This is a genomic window from Pseudomonas sp. 2,4-D (assembly GCF_030418155.1).
Classification (GTDB): domain Bacteria; phylum Pseudomonadota; class Gammaproteobacteria; order Pseudomonadales; family Pseudomonadaceae; genus Aquipseudomonas; species Aquipseudomonas alloputida.
In genome coordinates this window covers 129,442-148,238 of the sequence record NZ_JAUHUI010000009.1, presented here as the reverse complement: position 1 = coordinate 148,238, position 18,797 = coordinate 129,442, and the positions used below count along the sequence as shown (strand labels likewise).

Sequence of the window (18,797 nt, the reverse complement as noted above, 5' to 3'; positions counted from 1 at the left end):
GCGGTCAGACTTTGAAGCGCGAAACGCCGCCACGCAGGCCCGCAGCCACCTGGCTCAGCTCATCGATGGCATAACTGGCCTGGCGCAGCGACTCGACAGTCTGGGTGCTGGCATCGCTGAGCTGGGCCAGCGCCTGGTTGATCTGCTCGGCACCGGTGGCCTGGGCCTGCATGCCTTCGTTGACCATCAACACGCGCGGCGCCAAGGCCTGCACCTGGTGAATGATCTGGCTGAGTTGCTCGCCCACCTGTTGCACCTCGAACATGCCGCGGCGCACTTCTTCGGAGAACTTGTCCATCCCCATGACACCGGCCGACACTGCCGACTGGATCTCGCGCACCATTTGCTCGATGTCGTAGGTGGCCACGGCGGTCTGGTCGGCCAAGCGGCGCACTTCGGTCGCGACCACGGCAAAGCCGCGGCCATATTCACCGGCCTTTTCCGCTTCGATGGCGGCGTTGAGCGACAGCAGATTGGTCTGGTCGGCAACCTTGACGATGGTTACCACCATCTGGGTGATGTTGCTGGCTTTCTCGTTGAGGATACCGAGCTTGGCATTGACCAGGTCGGCAGCGCCCATCACCTGGTGCATGGTCTCTTCCATGCGTGCCAGGCCCTGCTGCCCGGAGCCAGCCAGACTGGATGCCTGATCAGCAGCCGTGGTCACTTCGGTCATGGTGCGCACCAGGTCCCGCGAAGTCGCGGCGATTTCCCGCGAGGTGGCGCCGATTTCGGTGGTGGTGGCGGCCGTCTCGGTGGCGGTGGCCTGCTGTTGCTTGGAGGTGGCGGCAATTTCGGTGACCGAAGTGGTCACCTGCACCGACGAACGTTGGGCCTGGGCCACCAGGTTGGCCAGTGCCTCGGCCATTTCGTTGAAGCCGCTTTCGATGGCACCGAATTCGTCCTTGCGATCCAGGCTCAGGCGCATGCTCAGGTCACCGGAACGCAGCTTGTCGAGGGCATGCACGATACGCTGCATGGGCGCTGTGATAGCGCGCAGCAGCAACAGGCCGCAGATGCCGGCAGCGACGATTGCCAGCAGCAGTGAGACCACCATGCTGCCCTTGGCCGTGTTGACTGCATTGACGATATCGTTGGTGGCGGCATCGGCAGAGGCCCGATTATTCTCGATCACTTCATTCAGGTGCTCGCGCCCATCCTTCCAGGCCGGAGTAAGCACCTCGGTGATCAGCCGCTGGGCCTCGTCGTAGTTGCGCTGACCGTAGGCATCCAGCACCTGTTTGACGATCTTGAGGTAGCTTTCTTCCAGTTGCACGAAGCTGTCAAATCGGGCCTGGTCGTCTTTGTCCTGGATGGTGGCCTGGTAGCTGGCCATGTATTGCTTCAGCCGATTATCGAAGCTTCTGAACAGTTCCAGGTCGGCCGAAGTGATTTCACGATGGTTGGACAGGCCCACCAGTTGCTGGCTGGTGACGTAGCTGTCAACCCAGGCGCTGCGGATCATCGAACTGTAGTAGACGCCGGGAATGCTGTCGGTCCCCACCGCCTCTTCGGCGGTTTCGATAGTCACCAACCGCGAGTAGGCGGCCACGATCATCAGCAGCATGATGGCGATGATCACGGCGAAACTTGCCAGGATCCGTTGGCGCAAGGTCCAGTTCTTCACATTCAGCCCTCAGGAATTCACAACGAGCGGGAAAAATCGCCGAAGTATAGCCCAGAGGTCTTACGGTTTATCGGACGAAATGCGCGGATTGGGTAAAAGCTGGCAAGGCTTGCCGTGACATTTTCCGCGCTCGGTTCGACAAGCGCAGAAAATGTCCTGATAAGCGCTGCTACTGCGCAACCGCCTCTCTCACCTGGGCCTCCAGCTCCTGGCGCAATCCCGGGTCCAGCCGCAGCTGGCGTGCCAGCTCGTCCAGGTAGGCACGCTCCATGAAGTTTTCCTGATCGACCATCATAACGCTGGCCAGGTACATCTCGGCAGCCATCTCCGGCGTTTGCGCAGCGCGGGCCACTTCGGCCGGGTCCAGCGGCTTGTTCAGCTCGGCATGCAGCCAGTGCTGCAATTCGCGGTCGCTGTCCAGGCGCGTGAATTCGCCCTCGATCAACGCCCGCTCGCGCTCGTCGATATGCCCATCGGACTTGGCCGCCGCCACCAGGGCACGCAGTACCGCCTGGCTGTGCTGCTCGGCCTGCGCCGGCGGCAGGCGGTCGATGGTTTGAGGCTCGGCTGCGGCCCCGCGCTGGTTTGCCTGCCAGTTGCCGTAAGCTTTATAAGCCAGCACCCCCAACGCGGCGAGGCCGCCGTAAGTCAGGGCTTTGCCACCGTACTTGCGGGCCTTCTTGCTACCCAGCAACAGGCCCAGAGCGCCCCCACCCAGCAGGCCGCCCCCTGCCCCGGACAATAACCCGCCCAACCCGCCCGAAGGGCTGCCAGGCTTGGCGGCGCCCCCCTGCTTTTCGAGCAGTTGCTGGCCGGATTTGAGGAGTTGATCGAGCAAGCCGCGGGTGTTCATTCGCGTGTCTCCACGTAAGAAGATTCAAACGCCAGAGTAAGGCTTGGCGGAGCACACGCCATGCAGGGATTTGCTTCAGGATGTTGCGTTAGCGGGCAAAAAGCCAACTAGACTCGATATCGCCAATACCTCGCACTCACGCACTACGCTTATAACGATTGTTTCACTGCTTGCCTCATGACTGCCCGAACAAGATCGCCAAGAAGAGGGAACACCATGTCAGTGCACAAGACCGCATTGCTCGGCGCCACCACTTGCGCCTTGCTGGCCAGCGCCAGCCTGCAGGCCGCCGAAACGCCCAAGGCCCTGGGGGACGGCGAGGGGCGCCTGGACATCGTCGCCTGGCCCGGTTACATCGAACGCGGTGAAAGCGACAAGGCCTACGACTGGGTGACCGGTTTCGAAAAGGAAACTGGCTGCAAGGTCAGCGTGAAAACGGCCGCCACCTCGGACGAGATGGTCAGCCTGATGACCAAGGGCGGCTATGACCTGGTCACCGCCTCGGGCGATGCATCACTGCGGCTGATTGCAGGCAAGCGCGTACAGCCGATCAACACTGCCCTGATCCCCAACTGGAAGAGCATCGACCCGCGCCTGCAGAACGGTGGCTGGTATGTAGTCGACGAGCAGGTGTACGGCACGCCGTACCAGTGGGGGCCAAACGTGCTGCTGTACAACACCGACACCTTCAAGCAGGCCCCCACCAGCTGGAGCGTGGTGTTCGAGCCGCAGAACCTGCCCGACGGCAAGCCAAACAAGGGCCGCGTGCAAGCCTACGACGGGCCGATCTACATCGCCGATGCAGCGCTGTACCTGAAGTCGGCCAGGCCCGAACTGGGCATCAAGGACCCGTACGAACTGAACGAGGCACAATACAAGGCTGTGCTGGAACTGCTGCGCCAGCAGCAACCGCTGATCCACCGCTATTGGCATGACGCCACGGTGCAGATGAGCGATGTGAAAAACGAAGGCGTGGTTGCCTCCAGCTCCTGGGGCTACATGGTCAATGGCCTCAAGGCCGAGAACCAGCCAGTGGCCTCGACCATTCCCAAGGAGGGCGCGACGGGCTGGGCCGACACCACCATGCTGCACGCCGAGGCCAAGCACCCCAATTGCGCCTACAAGTGGATGGACTGGTCGTTGCAACCTAAGGTGCAAGGCGATGTGGCGGCCTGGTTCGGCTCGTTGCCGGCTGTGCCGGCGGCGTGCACCGGCAGCGAGCTGCTGGGGGCCGAGGGCTGCAAGACCAACGGCTTCGACAACTTCGACAAGATTGCCTTCTGGAAAACACCGCAGGCCCAAGGGGGCAAGTTCGTGCCTTACAGCCGCTGGACCCAGGACTACATTGCGATCATGGGTGGTCGCTGAGGTTGCCTGAATGCCTGTAGCGGCCTTTTCCCGGGCAAGCCCGTTCCCCCAGGTTCTTCACCGCCTGCAGGGGTGGTGCGTCCTGTAGGAGCGGGTTCACCCGCGAAGAGGCCGGCACAGGAGAACCCTTGTTGTCCGGAGTCCACGCATGCCCCTAGCCGTCCAGTTCACCCAGGTTTCCCGCACCTTCGGCGAGGTCAAGGCCGTCGACCAGGTCAGCATCGACATCATCGATGGCGAGTTCTTTTCCATGCTCGGCCCTTCCGGCTCGGGCAAGACCACCTGCCTGCGCCTGATCGCAGGCTTCGAGCAACCCTCCAGCGGTTCGATCCGCATCCAAGGGGTCGAGGCCGCTGGCCTGCCGCCCTATCAACGTGACGTCAACACCGTGTTCCAGGACTATGCGCTGTTCCCGCACATGAACGTGCTGGAGAACATCGCCTATGGCCTGAAGGTAAAAGGCGTGGGCAAGGCCGAACGCCACAGCCGCGCCGAAGAAGCCCTGGCCATGGTGGCCCTGGCCGGCTATGGCGCGCGCAAGCCGGCACAGCTGTCTGGCGGCCAGCGTCAGCGCGTGGCCCTGGCCCGGGCGTTGGTCAACCGGCCGCGGGTGCTGCTACTGGATGAGCCACTGGGCGCGCTGGACCTGAAATTGCGCGAACAGATGCAAGGCGAGCTGAAAAAGCTGCAACGCCAACTGGGCATCACCTTCATCTTCGTCACCCACGACCAAACCGAAGCGCTGTCGATGTCTGACCGGGTCGCGGTGTTCAACCGCGGCCGTATCGAACAGGTCGACACCCCGCGCAACCTGTACATGAAGCCCAGCACAACCTTCGTCGCTGAATTCGTCGGCACGTCCAACGTGGTGCGTGGCGAGCTGGCCATGCAGCTCAACGGCAGCCCTGCGCCCTTCTCCATCCGTCCCGAACACATTCGCCTGGGCGACCCGGTAGTGACCAGCCATGAGGTACAGGTCAGCGGCGTGCTGCGTGATGTCCAGTACCAAGGCAGCGCCACACGCTACGAACTGCAGCTGGAAAACGGTCAACTGCTGGCAGTAAGCCAGGCCAATGACCGCTGGCAAAAGCAGGTGCAGGCCTGGCAGCCCGGGCAACGCCTGCAGGCGCACTGGCCCCGCGAGGCCATGACGGTGCTGCAGGAAACCGAGGGCCGCTGACATGAGCACACTGCGCACCCTATCCAACCTGCTGTACCGGCGCCCCAACCTGTACCTGGCACTGCTGTTGATCCCGCCGCTGACCTGGTTCGGCGCGATTTACCTGGGCTCGCTGCTGAACTTGCTGTGGCAGGGCTTCTATACCTTCGACGACTTCACCATGGCGGTGACCCCGGACCTGACCCTGGGCAACTTCGCCGCACTGTTCAACCCGTCGAACTTGGACATCATCCTGCGCACCCTGGGCATGGCGGTGGCGGTGTCGCTGGCCAGCGCGGTACTGGCTTTCCCCATCGCCTATTACATGGCGCGTTACACCAGCGGCAAGACCAAGGCGTTTTTCTACATCGCGGTGATGATGCCGATGTGGGCCAGCTACATCGTCAAGACCTATGCCTGGACCCTGCTGCTGGCGAAGGGCGGCGTAGCCCAGTGGTTCGTCCAGCAGTTGCACCTGGATGGCCTGCTGCAGGCGGTGCTGGCCGTGCCGGGCGTGGGCGGCAGCACGCTGTCGACTTCGCACCTGGGGCGCTTCCTGGTGTTCGTGTATATCTGGCTGCCGTTCATGATCCTGCCGATCCAGGCCTCGCTGGAACGCTTGCCACCGTCGCTGCTGCAGGCTTCAGCGGACCTGGGTGCCCGGCCAGGGCAAACCTTCGTGCAGGTGATCCTGCCGCTGTCGATCCCCGGCATCGCCGCCGGCTCGATCTTCACCTTCTCGCTCACCTTGGGCGACTTCATCGTGCCGCAGTTGGTCGGTCCGCCCGGCTACTTTATCGGCAGCATGGTCTATGCCCAGCAAGGGGCGATCGGCAACATGCCGATGGCCGCCGCGTTCACCTTGGTGCCCATCGTGCTGATCGCGGTATACCTGGCCATCGTCAAGCGCCTGGGGGCTTTCGATGCACTCTGAAAAAGCGTCTGCAGGGCTGCGCCTGGCGGCCTGGGGCGGGTTGCTGTTCCTGCACTTCCCGATCCTGATCATCTTCCTGTACGCCTTCAACACCGAAGACGCGGCGTTCAGCTTTCCACCCAAGGGCTTTACCCTGAAGTGGATCGACGTGGCCTTTTCCCGGCCCGATGTGCTCGAGGCAATCAAGCTGTCGCTGCAGGTGGCTTGCCTGGCCACCTTGATCGCACTGGTGCTCGGTACGCTGGCCTCGGCGGCGCTCTATCGGCGCAGCTTCTTCGGCAAGGAGAGCATTTCGCTGGTGCTGATCCTGCCCATCGCCCTGCCAGGCATCATCACCGGCATCGCCCTGCTCTCGGCGTTCAAGACGCTGGGGATAGAGCCCGGGGTGTTCACCATCGTAGTCGGCCACGCCACGTTCTGCGTGGTGATCGTCTACAACAACGTGATCGCCCGCCTGCGGCGTACCTCGCAAAGCCTGATCGAAGCCTCGATGGACCTTGGCGCCGACGGTTGGCAGACCTTCCGCTACATCGTCCTGCCCAACCTCGGCTCGGCGCTACTGGCGGGCGGCATGCTGGCCTTTGCCTTGTCGTTCGATGAAATCATCGTCACCACGTTCACCGCCGGCCACGAGCGCACCCTGCCGATCTGGCTGCTCAACCAGCTCAGTCGCCCGCGCGACGTACCCGTGACCAACGTTGTCGCCATGCTGGTGATGCTGGTGACCATGCTGCCGATTCTTGGCGCCTATTACCTGACCCGTGGCGGCGATAGCGTCGCGGGCGGTGGCAAATGACCCTGGAGGAGCCCCCGATGCAAACGCAGATGCTGATCAATGGCCAGCTGGTCGCTGGCCAAGGCCCGGCCTGGACCGTGCTCAACCCGGCGCTGGGCACTGCCCTGGCGCAGATCAACGAAGCCAGCGAAGCCCAGGTGGACAGCGCCGTGCGCGCTGCCGACCAGGCCTTCGACAGCTGGTCGCAAACCAGCCCTAAAGAACGTTCGCAGGCCTTGCTGGCGCTGGCCGACGCCATCGAAGCCCATGGCGATGAACTGGCCCGGCTGGAATCACAGAACTGCGGCAAGCCCCTGAGCGCTGCACTGAACGACGAGATCCCGGCGATTGCCGACGTGTTCCGTTTCTTTGCCGGTGCTGCGCGCTGCCTGGGCGGCTCGGCGGCTGGCGAGTACCTGCCGGGCCACACCTCGATGATCCGCCGCGACCCGTTGGGCGTGGTGGCTTCCATCGCGCCGTGGAACTACCCGCTGATGATGCTGGCCTGGAAGATCGCACCGGCCCTGGCTGCCGGCAACACCGTGGTGATAAAGCCGTCCGAGCTGACGCCGCTGACGGCCCTGCGCCTGGGCGAACTGGCCCAGGACCTGCTACCACCCGGGGTGCTGAACATTCTCTTCGGCCGCGGCCAGACGGTCGGCAACCCGTTGATAACCCACCCCAAGGTGCGCATGGTGTCGCTGACCGGCTCGATCCCCACCGGCGCGCACATCATCAGCGCCACCGCCGACAGCGTGAAACGCATGCACATGGAGCTGGGCGGCAAGGCGCCGGTGCTGGTGTTCGATGACGCTGACATCGATGCCGCCATCGACGGCATCCGCACCTTCGGCTTCTACAACGCTGGCCAGGACTGCACCGCAGCCTGCCGCCTGTATGTGCAGGACGGGATCTACGAGCGCTTCGTCGAACGCCTGGGTAAAGCCGTAGCCAGCCTCAAGCCGGGCCTGCAGGAATCCGAAGAAACCGAGCTGGGGCCACTGATCAGCGCCCAGCACCGCGACAAGGTCGCCGGGTTGGTGCAGCGGGCCATCGCCCAGCCGCACATTCGTCTGGTAACCGGTGGCAAGCCAATAGCGGGCGATGGCTTTTTCTTCGAGCCTACCGTGCTGGCCGACGCCCTGCAGGACGACGAGATCGTGCGCAACGAAGTTTTTGGCCCGGTGGTTTCGGTCACCCGCTTCACCGATGAAGCGCAGGCACTGGAATGGGCCAACGACTCCAACTACGGCCTGGCCTCATCGGTATGGACCCGCGACACCGGCCGCGCCCACCGCCTGGCGGCGCGCTTGCAGTACGGCTGCACCTGGGTGAACACCCACTTCATGCTGGTCAGCGAAATGCCCCATGGCGGGCAGAAGCATTCGGGGTATGGCAAGGACATGTCGATGTATGGGCTGGAGGACTACACCTGTGTGCGGCATGTGATGATCAAGCACTAAGTGCTCGCGTTGACCGAGGGGCTTGAATGCCCCTCGGCCAACGTCTCAGAATTTTCCTTCAACCGTGATCTACTCCCTCCTACTGCACGTTCATTGAGCTCTCTTGACTGGTATCATAATCTGATACCATGAATAATCATCAGCAAGCCACACTTGAAGCATTACTTAAAAGGCCGGTTCCCAGAACACTGGAGTGGGCGCGGGTGGAGTCTCTGCTGGTATCGCTGGGTGCCAGGGTCATAGAAGGAAGAGGATCACGGGTTCGCTTTGAACTTAATGGAGCAGTGGCAACCTTCCACCGCCCTCATCCGGACAGGCACGCCAAGCCCTATCAACTAAGAGACGCCCGCCAGTTCATTGAGCAGGCAGGAGTATTACCATGAATGTAATGACTTACCGCGGATACGCCGCTCGTATCGAATACAGCGACGAAGACCAGTTGTTGATCGGCCATGTCGCCGGTATTCGCGACGTGATAGGTTTTCATGGCGAATCGATCAGTGAGTTGCGCCAGGCATTTGAAGAAGCCGTTGACGATTATCTTGAGACTTGCGAACGCCTTGGGCGGGAACCGCAGAAAACGTATTCCGGCAAGCTCAGCCTACGCCTTGAGCCTACCCTTCACGCCAGTGTGGCGGCCAAGGCGGAGCTGGCCGAAAAAAGCATCAACCAATGGGTAAGCGATATTCTCAGCAAGGCTGCCTATAGCTGACCCCTGGGCCGCTTTGCGGCCCTTTCGCGAAACACGGCCACTCCTGCAAGGGCCGCGCAAGGCATGGGTCAGTCGCGCAAATCCGACTCGTGAATCGGGTTGGCGCGGCTGGTCGCACGCTGGTATTGCGCAGGCCAGGTGGCCTTGTTGCCGCCCAGGTCGTCGTCGGCATGCAGTGGCCAGTACGGGTCGCGCAACAGTTCGCGGGCGAGGAAGATGATATCGGCCTGGCCGGTGCGCAGGATGTGCTCGGCCTGGGCCGGTTCGGTGATCATGCCCACGGTGCCGGTGGCGATCTCCGATTCCTTGCGCACGCGCTCGGCAAAGCGGGTCTGGTAGCCGGGGCCGGTGGGGATCTCGGCGTTGACCGAGGTGCCACCAGAAGAAACATCGATCAGATCCACGCCCAAACTCCGCAGGCGGCGTGCCAGTTCGACGGTTTCATCCGGGTTCCAGCCGTCCTCTACCCAATCGGTAGCCGATACCCGCACGAACAGCGGCAATTCGGCAGGCCAGGCCTTGCGCACGGCGTCGACCACCTCCAAGGTCAGGCGGATACGGTTTTCGAAGCAACTGCCATATTGGTCACGGCGCTGGTTGCTTAGCGGTGACAGGAACTGGTGCAGCAGGTAGCCATGGGCAGCATGGATTTCCACCACCTTGAATCCAGCCTTCAAGGCGCGCTCGGTCGAGGCGACGAAGGCGGCGATCACCTGCTGGATCTCGTCTTGGCTCAACTCGCGTGGAGGCGTGTGCTGCGGATCGAAGGCGATCTTCGACGGCCCCACCGGCTGCCAGCCGCCCTCCTCCAGTTTGACACTGCCTTGTTTGCCAAGCCACGGGCGGTAGGTACTGGCTTTGCGCCCGGCGTGGGCCAGCTGGATGCCAGGCACGGCCCCCTGGGCACTGATGAAGCGGGTGATGCGTTGCAACGGCGCGATCTGCGCGTCGTCCCACAGGCCCAGGTCTTCGGCAGTGATACGGCCATCGGCGGTCACCGCCACGGCTTCAGTGATTACCAGGCCGGCGCCACCGACGGCGCGGCTGCCTAAATGGACGAGATGCCAGTCGTTGGCCAAGCCATCGACGGCTGAATACTGGCACATTGGTGACACGGCGATGCGGTTGGGCAAGGTCAGCTGACGCAGGGTGTAAGGCTCGAGCAGCAGGCTCATGAGGGCACCTCCCAAGGACTCCAATGGTGATCCGGCCTGGACACTCAATTACACGTCCCTGGCCCAGGTCCGGTCATAACTTCAGACTAGACCAGAATGGGTGGGGGGGAGGTTCCATGGGATTTTGGGTGCGGCTGCCGGGACACCCGTGATCAGGCATCCGAATTGATGGGTTATGTGCGCGAGCTGACCATCCTCGTCCTGATGGATGTGCAACCCATGATGATCCGGGCTGCCCACTACCTCAGTGCGATGGCCAAGGCGTTGATGGATGATGCCGAGTTAGGCTCTGTATGAATGGGTCACCTCCCCCATGTACACCTTCTTGCCCCGACACACCGGGGCAAAGGAAGATTTCCCACAGCCAATTGCCTCAAGAGCCACATCAGCTTCGGCAAATCTTCTCAATCAGTAACCCCCATATCTTATCGAACCCACTACACCAAGCGACTAATGTCTCCTAGCGCCAACCACCACTATCTGGCTAACAGCCTTTAAGGCATTGTACAAAACTTGAGACATAGCCAATGCAAAGACAATTCGCTCCAAGTGACATTAGCATTCTAGACAATGCCATTACACTTGATGAACAAGCCAAACTTAACAACGCGTTCTCACACCCCCTATGGCGATATGACTGGCCAGTAAATTCTACGCCCTTCGCTCGCCCCTGCTGGCATTTTTTCATTGCAGGGAGCAAGCGTGAATCACTGAAATGTTGTGAGCAAGAACTGGTCGCAAACGAGCGCTGGGGATTCCTTATCAACATCTGGAAACGTCTATGTGCTGGACACATGACTACCTGGATTAATCCGCCGAAGTGATTATTTATAGTCTCTGGATTGATAATTGCATTTATGGCGGTGTGAACCCACCCATTCAGCCGCCGCCATCTACTAGTGACGGCGCTACGATCACCGTGGGAATTGACAGCATTAATGGACAACCGCCCGCAGGTCCTCGTCCATCAATCACCACCGTCATAGGTGGCGGCCAGGACAAGTACGCTTGTTGCTCTGCCCCACAGCAAGACAAATATCGTTAGAAAGCTTCATCCCTAGGAGGGATTTGCTGATGTTAACTTGGCGTGCCTGGATCGAAATCATGCAGGCTTTGGAACCCCATAAGCGAATGACATCCCTGTTACTTATCGGCTTCATTTTCTTATGTTTTATTCCGATCTACCTAACGAACTGGAACAGCAGCACACAACCAGTAACAGCTCCCTGGGTACGCGTTCCAGCCACTCTTACATCAAAACCCGAACTTTGGGAGCATGACAAGTCGATCTACAGTTTTGGCATTGCTTACACCGAACCAAGCGGCCATCTGATCAAAACATGGGTTTATGCAGAAAAAGCCCGCTTCGACGCCGCCAACCTTAGCAAGGCAACGCCCCTGTTTGCAGATGTCGAAGATGCTTTAGCCGGCTCAATCGTCAGACAATTATCGACCAGCGATGAGATTCTGTACGATCAAGCAATCAAGAAGTATGTAATAGAGACTTACAACCGGGAAGCAGTCGAGGGGATTGTGTTCTTCTCACTGCTGAGCCTGGCTTCGTTCGTCGCAGCAGGCGTCATGCACTGGCAGATCCGGAAGCGCAAAAGGCAATCCGAGATCCGCCACTAACAGTTGTATATGTGGGAGCGGGCATGACTTGAAGTCCATGCGGTCGAGGTGGGAGCTGGCTTGCCGGCGATAGTCTGCAAAGCAGCCCCCTATTTGCAGTCAGCGCGGCTCCATGTGGGCAATCATCAACTGCACACTTTCATTGCCCCGAAACTCGTTCACATCCAGCTTGTACGCCAACTCGACCCAACGCACGGTCGGGTTCGGCCACACTTCGCGATCGACGCCGAAGGCAATGCCATCCAGCCGTACCGAACCACACTCGCTCTTGAGCACCACCTTCAGGTGCCGCTCGCCAACCACACGCTGCTCCACCAGCTGGAACACGCCATGGAACAGCGGCTCTGGGAAGTGCTGGCCCCATGGGCCGGCATGGCGCAGGGCCTTGGCCAGGTCGAGGTGGAACTCCTCTACCGCCAGGCTGCCGTCGGACAACAGCCGGCCGGTCAGGTCTTCTTCGCGCAGTTGACGCCGCACTTCTTCGTCGAAGGCCTCGGCGAATGCCGGGAAGTTGCCTTCTGGCAACGACAAACCGGCAGCCATGGCGTGGCCGCCGAACTTGCTGATCAGGTGCGGGTGGCGCGCGGCCACGGCATCCAGCGCATCGCGAATATGGAACCCCGGCACCGAGCGCGCCGAACCTTTGAGCATGCCGTCGCCAGCATCAGCGAACGCAATGGTCGGCCGGTGGTAACGTTCCTTCAGACGCGAAGCCAGAATACCAATCACCCCTTGGTGCCAATCGGCATCGAACAGGCACAAGCCGTAGGGCATGGACTCGACCGGCAGGTCCTTGAGCTGGGCCAAGGCCTCGCGCTGCATGCCCTGCTCGATGGACTTGCGGTCCTGGTTCAGGTCGTCCAGCTGCTGGGCCATGTCCTGGGCCAGCGCTGCGTCTTCGCACAGCAGGCATTCGATACCCAGGCTCATGTCGTCCAGCCGCCCTGCGGCGTTCAACCGCGGGCCGAGGATGAAACCGAGGTCGGTCGAGGTGATGCGCCGGTGATCACGGCGGGCCACTTCGAGAATGGCCTTCAGCCCTGGTCGGGCTCGGCCGGCGCGGATGCGCTCCAGGCCTTGGTGCACCAGGATGCGGTTATTGGCATCCAGCGGCACCACGTCAGCAACACTGCCCAGCGCCACCAGATCGAGCAATTCGCCAATGTTCGGCTGTGGCTGCGCCTCGTAGCGCCCAAGGCTGCGCAAGCGAGCGCGCAGGGCCATCAACACATAGAAGATCACCCCTACCCCGGCCAGTGACTTGCTCGGAAAGCTGCACCCCGGCTGGTTGGGGTTGATGATGGCATCAGCGTCGGGCAACTGCTCGCCCGGCAGGTGGTGGTCGGTGACCAGCACCTTGAGCCCCGCGGCCTTGGCGGCCGCCACCCCGTCGACACTGGAAATGCCGTTGTCCACGGTAATCAGCAACTGCGGCTGGCGCTGCAGCGCCACCTCGACGATTTCGGGGGTCAGGCCGTAGCCGTACTCGAAGCGGTTGGGCACCAGGTAATCGACATGGGCCGCACCCAGCAGGCGCAGGCCCAGCACCCCGACGGTGCTGGCGGTGGCACCGTCGGCATCGAAGTCGCCGACGATGAGGATGCGCTGACGCTGGTCGATGGCTTCGACCAGCAGGTCCACACCGGCCTCTATGCCCTTGAGCTGCTGGTACGGCAGCAGGCGTGCCAGGCTTTTGTCCAGCTCGGCCTCGCTCTGCACGCCGCGTGCGGCGTAAAGGCGGGTCAGCAAGGGTGGCAGGTTACCCAGAAATGGCAGGGTCGGCGGCAGCGGGCGAGGTTCGATACGCATGGTTTGCTTCAACCACGCTCACCGAGCAGCCACTGCAGTTGGACTTCATGCTGGCCACGGTCGTCAGTCACGAATACCGTACCTTCACTGATCATCACGTCCCACTTGATGCTACGCGGCATGTCGGTTGCCAGGGTTTCCAGCACCTCCTGCGGCACAGCGGCAATGCTGAGGTTTTTCAGGTTCTTGACCGCGCTCACCACTTTACCCTCCCACACTCGCAGGCTGCCGTAAGCCAGCAAGCTGGTGCGTTCGGTACGACGCGAGCACCAGGTCAGGCGATCGGCATCGGGCTGGCCAACTTCAATCCAGTGCAGCACGCGATCGTCCAGGCTCTTTTCCCACAGCGCCGGCTCATCGACGTCCGACAGGCCGCGGCCAAACGACAAGTTCTCGTTGTACCAGAGCGCGTACGCCAACAAACGAACAGCCATGCGCTCTTCGGTTTCCGAAGGGTGCCGAGCGATAGTCTGTTTGACGCTTTCGTAGACGTTGCGATCAAGGTCGGTGAGATTCAATTCGAACTTGTAGGTGGTGGACGGCTGGGCCATGGTCGACGGGCTTCGTGCAAAAGAAAGTGGCACAGTCTAACCCATCCGCACCTTCCATGCCCCGCAGCAGTACCCGGCGAAACCGACGTGTGATAAAACCACGGCTCTGCCCAACTGCCACGGACACCCCATGTCGACGCCCAGCAAACCCCTCGCCGGCCTTAAAGTTGTCGAACTCGGTACCCTGATCGCCGGGCCGTTCGCCTCGCGTATCTGTGCCGAATTCGGCGCCGAAGTGGTCAAGGTCGAATCGCCCGATGGCGGCGACCCGTTGCGCAAGTGGCGCAAGCTGTACGAGGGCACCTCGCTGTGGTGGTTCGTGCAGGCCCGCAACAAGCAGTCGCTCACCCTCAACCTCAAGCACACCGAGGGCCGCGATATCCTCAAGCGCCTGCTGGCCGAGGCCGACATCCTGATCGAAAACTTTCGCCCGGGCGTGCTGGAAAAACTTGGTTTGGGGTGGGATGTGCTGCATGCGCTGAACCCGCGCCTGGTGATGGTGCGCCTGTCGGGCTTTGGCCAGACCGGGCCGATGAAAGACCAGCCAGGCTTCGGTGCCGTAGGCGAGTCAATGGGCGGCCTGCGCTACATCACCGGTTTCGATGACCGCCCGCCGGTGCGCACCGGGATTTCCATCGGGGACTCGATTGCCGCCCTGTGGGGGGTGATCGGCGCGCTGATGGCGCTGCGCCACCGGGAAGTCAATGGCGGCCAGGGCCAGGTGGTGGACGTGGCCCTGTACGAGGCGATCTTTGCCATGATGGAGAGCATGGTCCCGGAATTCGATGTGTTCGGTTTCATCCGCGAACGCACCGGCAACATCATGCCGGGCATCACGCCTTCCTCCATCCACACAAGCGCCGACGGCAAGCATGTGCAGATCGGCGCCAACGGTGATGCGATCTTCAAGCGCTTCATGCAGGCCATCGGTCGCGATGACCTCGCCGACGACCCGACCCTGGCCAGCAACGACGGCCGCGACCTGCGTCGTGACGAGCTGTATGGGGTAATCGACCGCTGGGCCAACAGCCTCCCACTGGAGCGGCTGATGCAGGTGCTGACCACTGCCGAAGTGCCGGCCAGCCGTATCTATTCGGCCGAAGACATGTTCAACGACCCCCAGTACCTGGCACGCGAGATGTTCCTGCAGGCCAAGCTGCCGGATGGCAAGCCATTCCACATGCCCGGCATCGTGCCCAAGCTGTCGGAGACTCCCGGCTCAAGCGAATGGGTCGGCCCGGCCTTGGGCGAGCATACCGAGGCGCTGCTCGGCAGCCTGGGCTACGACGCAGCGGCCATCGCCAGCCTGCGCGCAGCGGGCACGGTCTGATCCTGGCGCTGACCGGTTCCATGTGCGCGCCGCGTTGCCTACGCCACCTGGTCCTGCTCTGTGGGCTGTTGCCTGCGTTGCTGTTGCAGCCAGCAAGTGCCAAGGAGCACCTCTTCTGGCTGGTACGCGACCTGCCACCGTTCACCATTTTTGATGGCCCGGAAGAAGGCCATGGGGTCATCGACCAGTTGATACCGCTGCTGATCAAGCAGATGCCCGAGTACGAACACAGCATCGTGCGGGTCAACCGCGCCCGCGGCCTGCAGATGCTGCAAGACCGTGACACCTTCACCTGCGACCCAACCCTGCTGTGGACCCCTGAACGGGCCAAATATGTGCATTTTTCCATTCCAGCGCTGGGCGTGCTCAGCGGCGGCCTGGTGTTGCGCAATGAAAACCAGGCGCTGGTGGCACCTTACCTCGACGGCCAACAGGTGGACCTGCTGGGCCTGCTGAGCAAGGCCCCGCTGAAACTGGGGATTGTCGCCGAGCGCAGCTACGGCACGCAGATTGACAGCATCCTGCGCCAGTTGCCCGACAGCGCGCTCAGCCGCCACTACGGCAACGAGGCCACCGCCAACCTGTTGCAGATGCAGCAACTGGGGCGCCTGCGCCTGGTGCTCGGCTACTGGCCTGAGGTGCGCTACCTGATCCAACAACAAGGCGGGTCATTGGCTGACTACCAGTTTCATACTGTGCAGGGCGTGAATCGCTACCAGTTTCTGCATGTGGGGTGCTCAAACAGCGAACTGGGGCGTGCGGTAGTTGCCCACATCGACCAGTTGCTGCCTACCCTGCGCCGGGATGTGTTGCCAGGGTTGTATGCCCGCTGGCTGGACCTGGCATTGCGGGAGGACTATCTGGAGGACAGCCGGCGTTTCTTTAAGGACAAATAAGCCCAAGCGGTATGCACGGTCGTTGCAAAAGCGGACGGGGTTACGTGCCTGCCCGGAAAAAGAAACCCCGGACGCTGGGGAAGACGCCCGGGGCCAAGCGAAAGCCCTTGAGGACTTCCCGTGACAGCCTTGCCAGCGCCGGAGCAAAGCACTGGCTGACTGCCCTTACACTGTCTGATAAGCCGCTCAGGCAAAGGTTCCCTGCGGTTGCTGGCGATTCTGCAATGCTGCAATGACACACGGCTGCAACCGCCCCTCAGCTATCTGCAGGTCTCGGTGCAAGCCGTCCACGAGGTCGATCAGCAGGCGTTGCTCCTGCAATTGGCGCTCGCTGACCGTGCGCCGCAAGGTAATACCTGAGAAAGGGTCGTGAACGGTCAGTTGGCGATTACCACTGGGATCGGCGGTGCCGAGGTGGGTCTGATAGGGCGTCAGGGCTTCGTTGAGCAGGCTGCAGATTCTTTCCATCCGGATCACTCGCTGCGTGGTGGGACCTAAAGTAACTGACCAGCAGGCGCCGCGGAAAGTTCGTAAAACCGCGCCCGCTTCAGTGAGCATGCGGGGCTGGCATGACAGTTTGAATACGCGACCCCGGGCGCACCTGCAGTGTTTGCAAGGCATGCTGCAGGCGTGGCATCGACAGCGGCCAGGGCAACTCGTCGAGCACCCACATGCCACATTTTCTGGCCTCCTGGGCAAGGTTTTGACGCTTTGGGGCAGGCTGGCCGACGAACAGCAATGCGCGCACTCGCCGCTGCTGGGCGAGCAAAGCAAGGCCGGCCCGGGCTGGCATGGCGTGGTCAAGGATCAGCAAGTCAGGGCGACGCTCAGCGCAGAGGCAGGCGTCGAGGTCAGCGACGCTTTCGCTGATGCGCACGTTGAAGACGCCTTGGCCATTGAGGGCCTGGTGCAAGAGGATCTGGTGGGATGGGCGAGCCTGGTGAATCAACACATAGGGCTGGTGCATGAGCCGCTCCTGATGGGAGGACCGGCTAATTTATGCTTGGCGCCCGGCAGGCCGAATAGGATGTTTCTGATAGACCGGAGGGAAAAGGCTGAGACGTTGGGGCTGCGCTGCAGCCCCAAACGCCATGCAATTACAGCGGCTTGCCGCGGTTGCCGTGCTGGCTGACAAAGCCCTGTACAGCCTTCAGGTCGTTGGCCAGGACCGTGCAACGCTCTTCACGGCTGAACAGGTCGCTGAGGTGCGCGGGTAGTTCCAGCGCCTTGCCCACACCGGCCTTCTCCACCGCGTCCGGGAACTTGACCGGGTGCGCAGTACCCAGCACCACCATTGGCGTGTCCAGGCTGCGGCGGCACTCGCGGGCAGCCTTGACGCCGATTGCGGTATGCGGGTCGAGCACTTCACCGGTGGCGGCGAACACTTGCGCGATGGTCTCGCAGGTTTGCTCGTCGCTGACAGCCAGCGAGTCGAACAGTTTGCGGGCTTCGGTCCAGCGGTCTTGCTCGACGCTGAAGCCGCCACCTTGCTTGAAGTTGGCCATCAGCTCGGCAATCGCCCCACCGTTGCGGCCATGCAGGTCGAACAGCAGGCGCTCGAAGTTGGACGAGACCATGATGTCCATCGACGGCGACAGGGTCGCGTGCAGGGTTTCCTTGACGTACTGGTTGCCGCTCATGAAGCGGTGCAGGATGTCGTTGCGGTTGGTGGCGACGATCAATTGGCTGACCGGCAGGCCCATGTTGCGCGCCAGGTAGCCGGCGAAGATGTCGCCGAAGTTGCCGGTCGGTACCGAGAACGCCACCGAGCGCGCCGGGCCACCCAGCTGCAGGGCTGCATGGAAGTAGTAGACGATCTGGGCCATGATCCGCGCCCAGTTGATCGAGTTGACAGCGACCAGGCGGGTGCCCTTGAGGAACGACTGGTCGGCGAAACTGGCCTTGACCATTTCCTGGCAGTCGTCGAAGTTGCCTTCGATGGCGATGTTGTGGATGTTGTCGCCAAAGATGGTAGTCATCTGACGGCGCTGCACTTCCGATACACGCTGGTGCGGGTGCAGGATGAAGATGTCGACGTTGTCGCAACGGCGGCAGCCTTCGATCGCGGCGGAACCGGTATCACCGCTGGTGGCACCGATGATGACCACGCGCTCGTTGCGCTTGGCCAGCACATGGTCAAGCAGGCGACCGAGCAACTGCAGGGCAAAGTCCTTGAACGCCAGGGTCGGGCCGTGGAACAGCTCCAGCACCCACTCGTTGCTGTTCAGCTGACGCAACGGGGCGACCGCAGCGTGGGCGAACTCGCCGTAGGTTTCTTCGAGGATCTTCTTGAAGTCGGCGTCGGCGATGCTGCCTTCGACGAACGGACGCATCACGCGGAAGGCCAGCTCGTGGTAGGGCAAGCCGGCCCACGAGGCGATTTCTTCCTGGGTGAAGCGTGGCAGGTTTTCCGGCACGTAGAGGCCGCCGTCGCTGGCCAGGCCAGCCAGCAGCACGTCTTCGAAATTCAGGGCCGGTGCCTGGCCGCGGGTACTGATATAGCGCATGGGTGC

Annotated in this window: 19 protein-coding genes; 11 read left to right on the top strand and 8 right to left on the bottom strand. The window is 61.9% G+C overall.

Features of this window, described 5'->3' with window-relative positions; translation table 11 throughout:
- Positions 1–4: 4 nt before the first annotated feature.
- Positions 5–1,627 carry a methyl-accepting chemotaxis protein gene (locus QYE47_RS09700; RefSeq protein WP_014592176.1) on the bottom strand — a complete coding sequence of 541 codons (1,623 nt, stop codon included), beginning with the start codon at positions 1,625–1,627 and terminating at the stop codon, positions 5–7.
- Between the two features lie 169 nt (positions 1,628–1,796).
- Complete coding sequence (locus QYE47_RS09695) at positions 1,797–2,480, bottom strand: tellurite resistance TerB family protein (protein ID WP_014592177.1); 684 nt, start codon at positions 2,478–2,480, stop codon at positions 1,797–1,799.
- A gap of 216 nt (positions 2,481–2,696) precedes the next feature.
- On the opposite strand from QYE47_RS09695, the gene ydcS reads away from it, so the two are divergent.
- The 7 genes from ydcS (at position 2,697) to QYE47_RS09660 (ending at position 8,891) form a co-directional block, all read left to right on the top strand.
- A complete protein-coding gene (gene ydcS, locus QYE47_RS09690) occupies positions 2,697–3,848 on the top strand; it encodes a putative ABC transporter substrate-binding protein YdcS (RefSeq protein WP_014592178.1) in 1,152 nt (383 codons plus the stop codon).
- A gap of 148 nt (positions 3,849–3,996) precedes the next feature.
- Positions 3,997–5,028 (top strand): ABC transporter ATP-binding protein, encoded by a 1,032-nt coding sequence (locus QYE47_RS09685; protein ID WP_014592179.1) that lies wholly within the window; start codon positions 3,997–3,999, stop codon positions 5,026–5,028.
- A 1-nt stretch (position 5,029) separates the two neighbouring features.
- Positions 5,030–5,941 (top strand): ABC transporter permease, encoded by a 912-nt coding sequence (locus tag QYE47_RS09680; protein WP_019436540.1) that lies wholly within the window; start codon positions 5,030–5,032, stop codon positions 5,939–5,941.
- Positions 5,931–6,737, top strand: coding sequence for an ABC transporter permease (locus QYE47_RS09675; RefSeq protein WP_014592181.1), 807 nt, complete (start codon positions 5,931–5,933; stop codon positions 6,735–6,737). Before QYE47_RS09680 ends, QYE47_RS09675 begins: the two co-directional genes overlap by 11 nt.
- A gap of 17 nt (positions 6,738–6,754) precedes the next feature.
- Positions 6,755–8,179, top strand: a complete 1,425-nt coding sequence (locus QYE47_RS09670) for a gamma-aminobutyraldehyde dehydrogenase (protein WP_014592182.1) — start codon at positions 6,755–6,757, stop codon at positions 8,177–8,179.
- Positions 8,180–8,307: 128 nt separating this feature from the next.
- Positions 8,308–8,562, top strand: coding sequence for a type II toxin-antitoxin system HicA family toxin (locus QYE47_RS09665; RefSeq protein WP_076403670.1), 255 nt, complete (start codon positions 8,308–8,310; stop codon positions 8,560–8,562).
- On the top strand, positions 8,559–8,891 hold the full coding sequence (locus QYE47_RS09660; protein ID WP_003252175.1) for a type II toxin-antitoxin system HicB family antitoxin: 333 nt from the start codon (positions 8,559–8,561) through the stop codon (positions 8,889–8,891). The genes QYE47_RS09665 and QYE47_RS09660 overlap by 4 nt, the downstream gene beginning before the upstream one ends.
- Before the next feature lie 68 nt (positions 8,892–8,959).
- Here the strand turns inward: QYE47_RS09660 and QYE47_RS09655 are convergent, their stop codons facing one another.
- Complete coding sequence (locus tag QYE47_RS09655) at positions 8,960–10,066, bottom strand: NADH:flavin oxidoreductase/NADH oxidase (RefSeq protein WP_014592183.1); 1,107 nt, start codon at positions 10,064–10,066, stop codon at positions 8,960–8,962.
- A 96-nt stretch (positions 10,067–10,162) separates the two neighbouring features.
- Here QYE47_RS09655 and QYE47_RS09650 point away from each other — a divergent pair, with 96 nt between their 5' ends.
- Both QYE47_RS09650 and QYE47_RS09645 read left to right on the top strand, forming a co-directional pair.
- Entirely contained in the window at positions 10,163–10,363 is a 201-nt protein-coding gene (locus QYE47_RS09650; RefSeq protein WP_041167067.1) for a DUF3077 domain-containing protein, read from the top strand.
- A 777-nt stretch (positions 10,364–11,140) separates the two neighbouring features.
- Entirely contained in the window at positions 11,141–11,698 is a 558-nt protein-coding gene (locus tag QYE47_RS09645; RefSeq protein ID WP_014592185.1) for a hypothetical protein, read from the top strand.
- Positions 11,699–11,797: 99 nt separating this feature from the next.
- Here the strand turns inward: QYE47_RS09645 and recJ are convergent, their stop codons facing one another.
- Both recJ and QYE47_RS09635 read right to left on the bottom strand, forming a co-directional pair.
- The gene (gene recJ, locus QYE47_RS09640) at positions 11,798–13,507 is read right to left on the bottom strand and encodes a single-stranded-DNA-specific exonuclease RecJ (RefSeq protein WP_070384304.1); all 1,710 of its coding nucleotides are present in this window, start codon (positions 13,505–13,507) and stop codon (positions 11,798–11,800) included.
- Positions 13,508–13,515: 8 nt separating this feature from the next.
- Positions 13,516–14,058, bottom strand: a complete 543-nt coding sequence (locus QYE47_RS09635; RefSeq protein ID WP_003252169.1) for a YaeQ family protein — start codon at positions 14,056–14,058, stop codon at positions 13,516–13,518.
- A gap of 130 nt (positions 14,059–14,188) precedes the next feature.
- Here QYE47_RS09635 and QYE47_RS09630 point away from each other — a divergent pair, with 130 nt between their 5' ends.
- Together QYE47_RS09630 and QYE47_RS09625 are read left to right on the top strand one after the other, a co-directional pair.
- The gene (locus QYE47_RS09630; RefSeq protein ID WP_070384305.1) at positions 14,189–15,388 is read left to right on the top strand and encodes a CaiB/BaiF CoA-transferase family protein; all 1,200 of its coding nucleotides are present in this window, start codon (positions 14,189–14,191) and stop codon (positions 15,386–15,388) included.
- A 20-nt stretch (positions 15,389–15,408) separates the two neighbouring features.
- The gene (locus QYE47_RS09625) at positions 15,409–16,284 is read left to right on the top strand and encodes a TIGR02285 family protein (RefSeq protein ID WP_014592188.1); all 876 of its coding nucleotides are present in this window, start codon (positions 15,409–15,411) and stop codon (positions 16,282–16,284) included.
- 186 nt (positions 16,285–16,470) lie between these two features.
- Here the strand turns inward: QYE47_RS09625 and QYE47_RS09620 are convergent, their stop codons facing one another.
- From QYE47_RS09620 to thrC, 3 genes are all read right to left on the bottom strand, one after another.
- Positions 16,471–16,752, bottom strand: a complete 282-nt coding sequence (locus tag QYE47_RS09620; protein ID WP_014592189.1) for a DUF3509 domain-containing protein — start codon at positions 16,750–16,752, stop codon at positions 16,471–16,473.
- Between the two features lie 79 nt (positions 16,753–16,831).
- Complete coding sequence (locus QYE47_RS09615; RefSeq protein WP_014592190.1) at positions 16,832–17,251, bottom strand: response regulator; 420 nt, start codon at positions 17,249–17,251, stop codon at positions 16,832–16,834.
- 130 nt (positions 17,252–17,381) lie between these two features.
- Positions 17,382–18,791 carry a threonine synthase gene (thrC, locus tag QYE47_RS09610; RefSeq protein WP_014592191.1) on the bottom strand — a complete coding sequence of 470 codons (1,410 nt, stop codon included), beginning with the start codon at positions 18,789–18,791 and terminating at the stop codon, positions 17,382–17,384.
- Between the last annotated feature and the right edge of the window lie 6 nt (positions 18,792–18,797).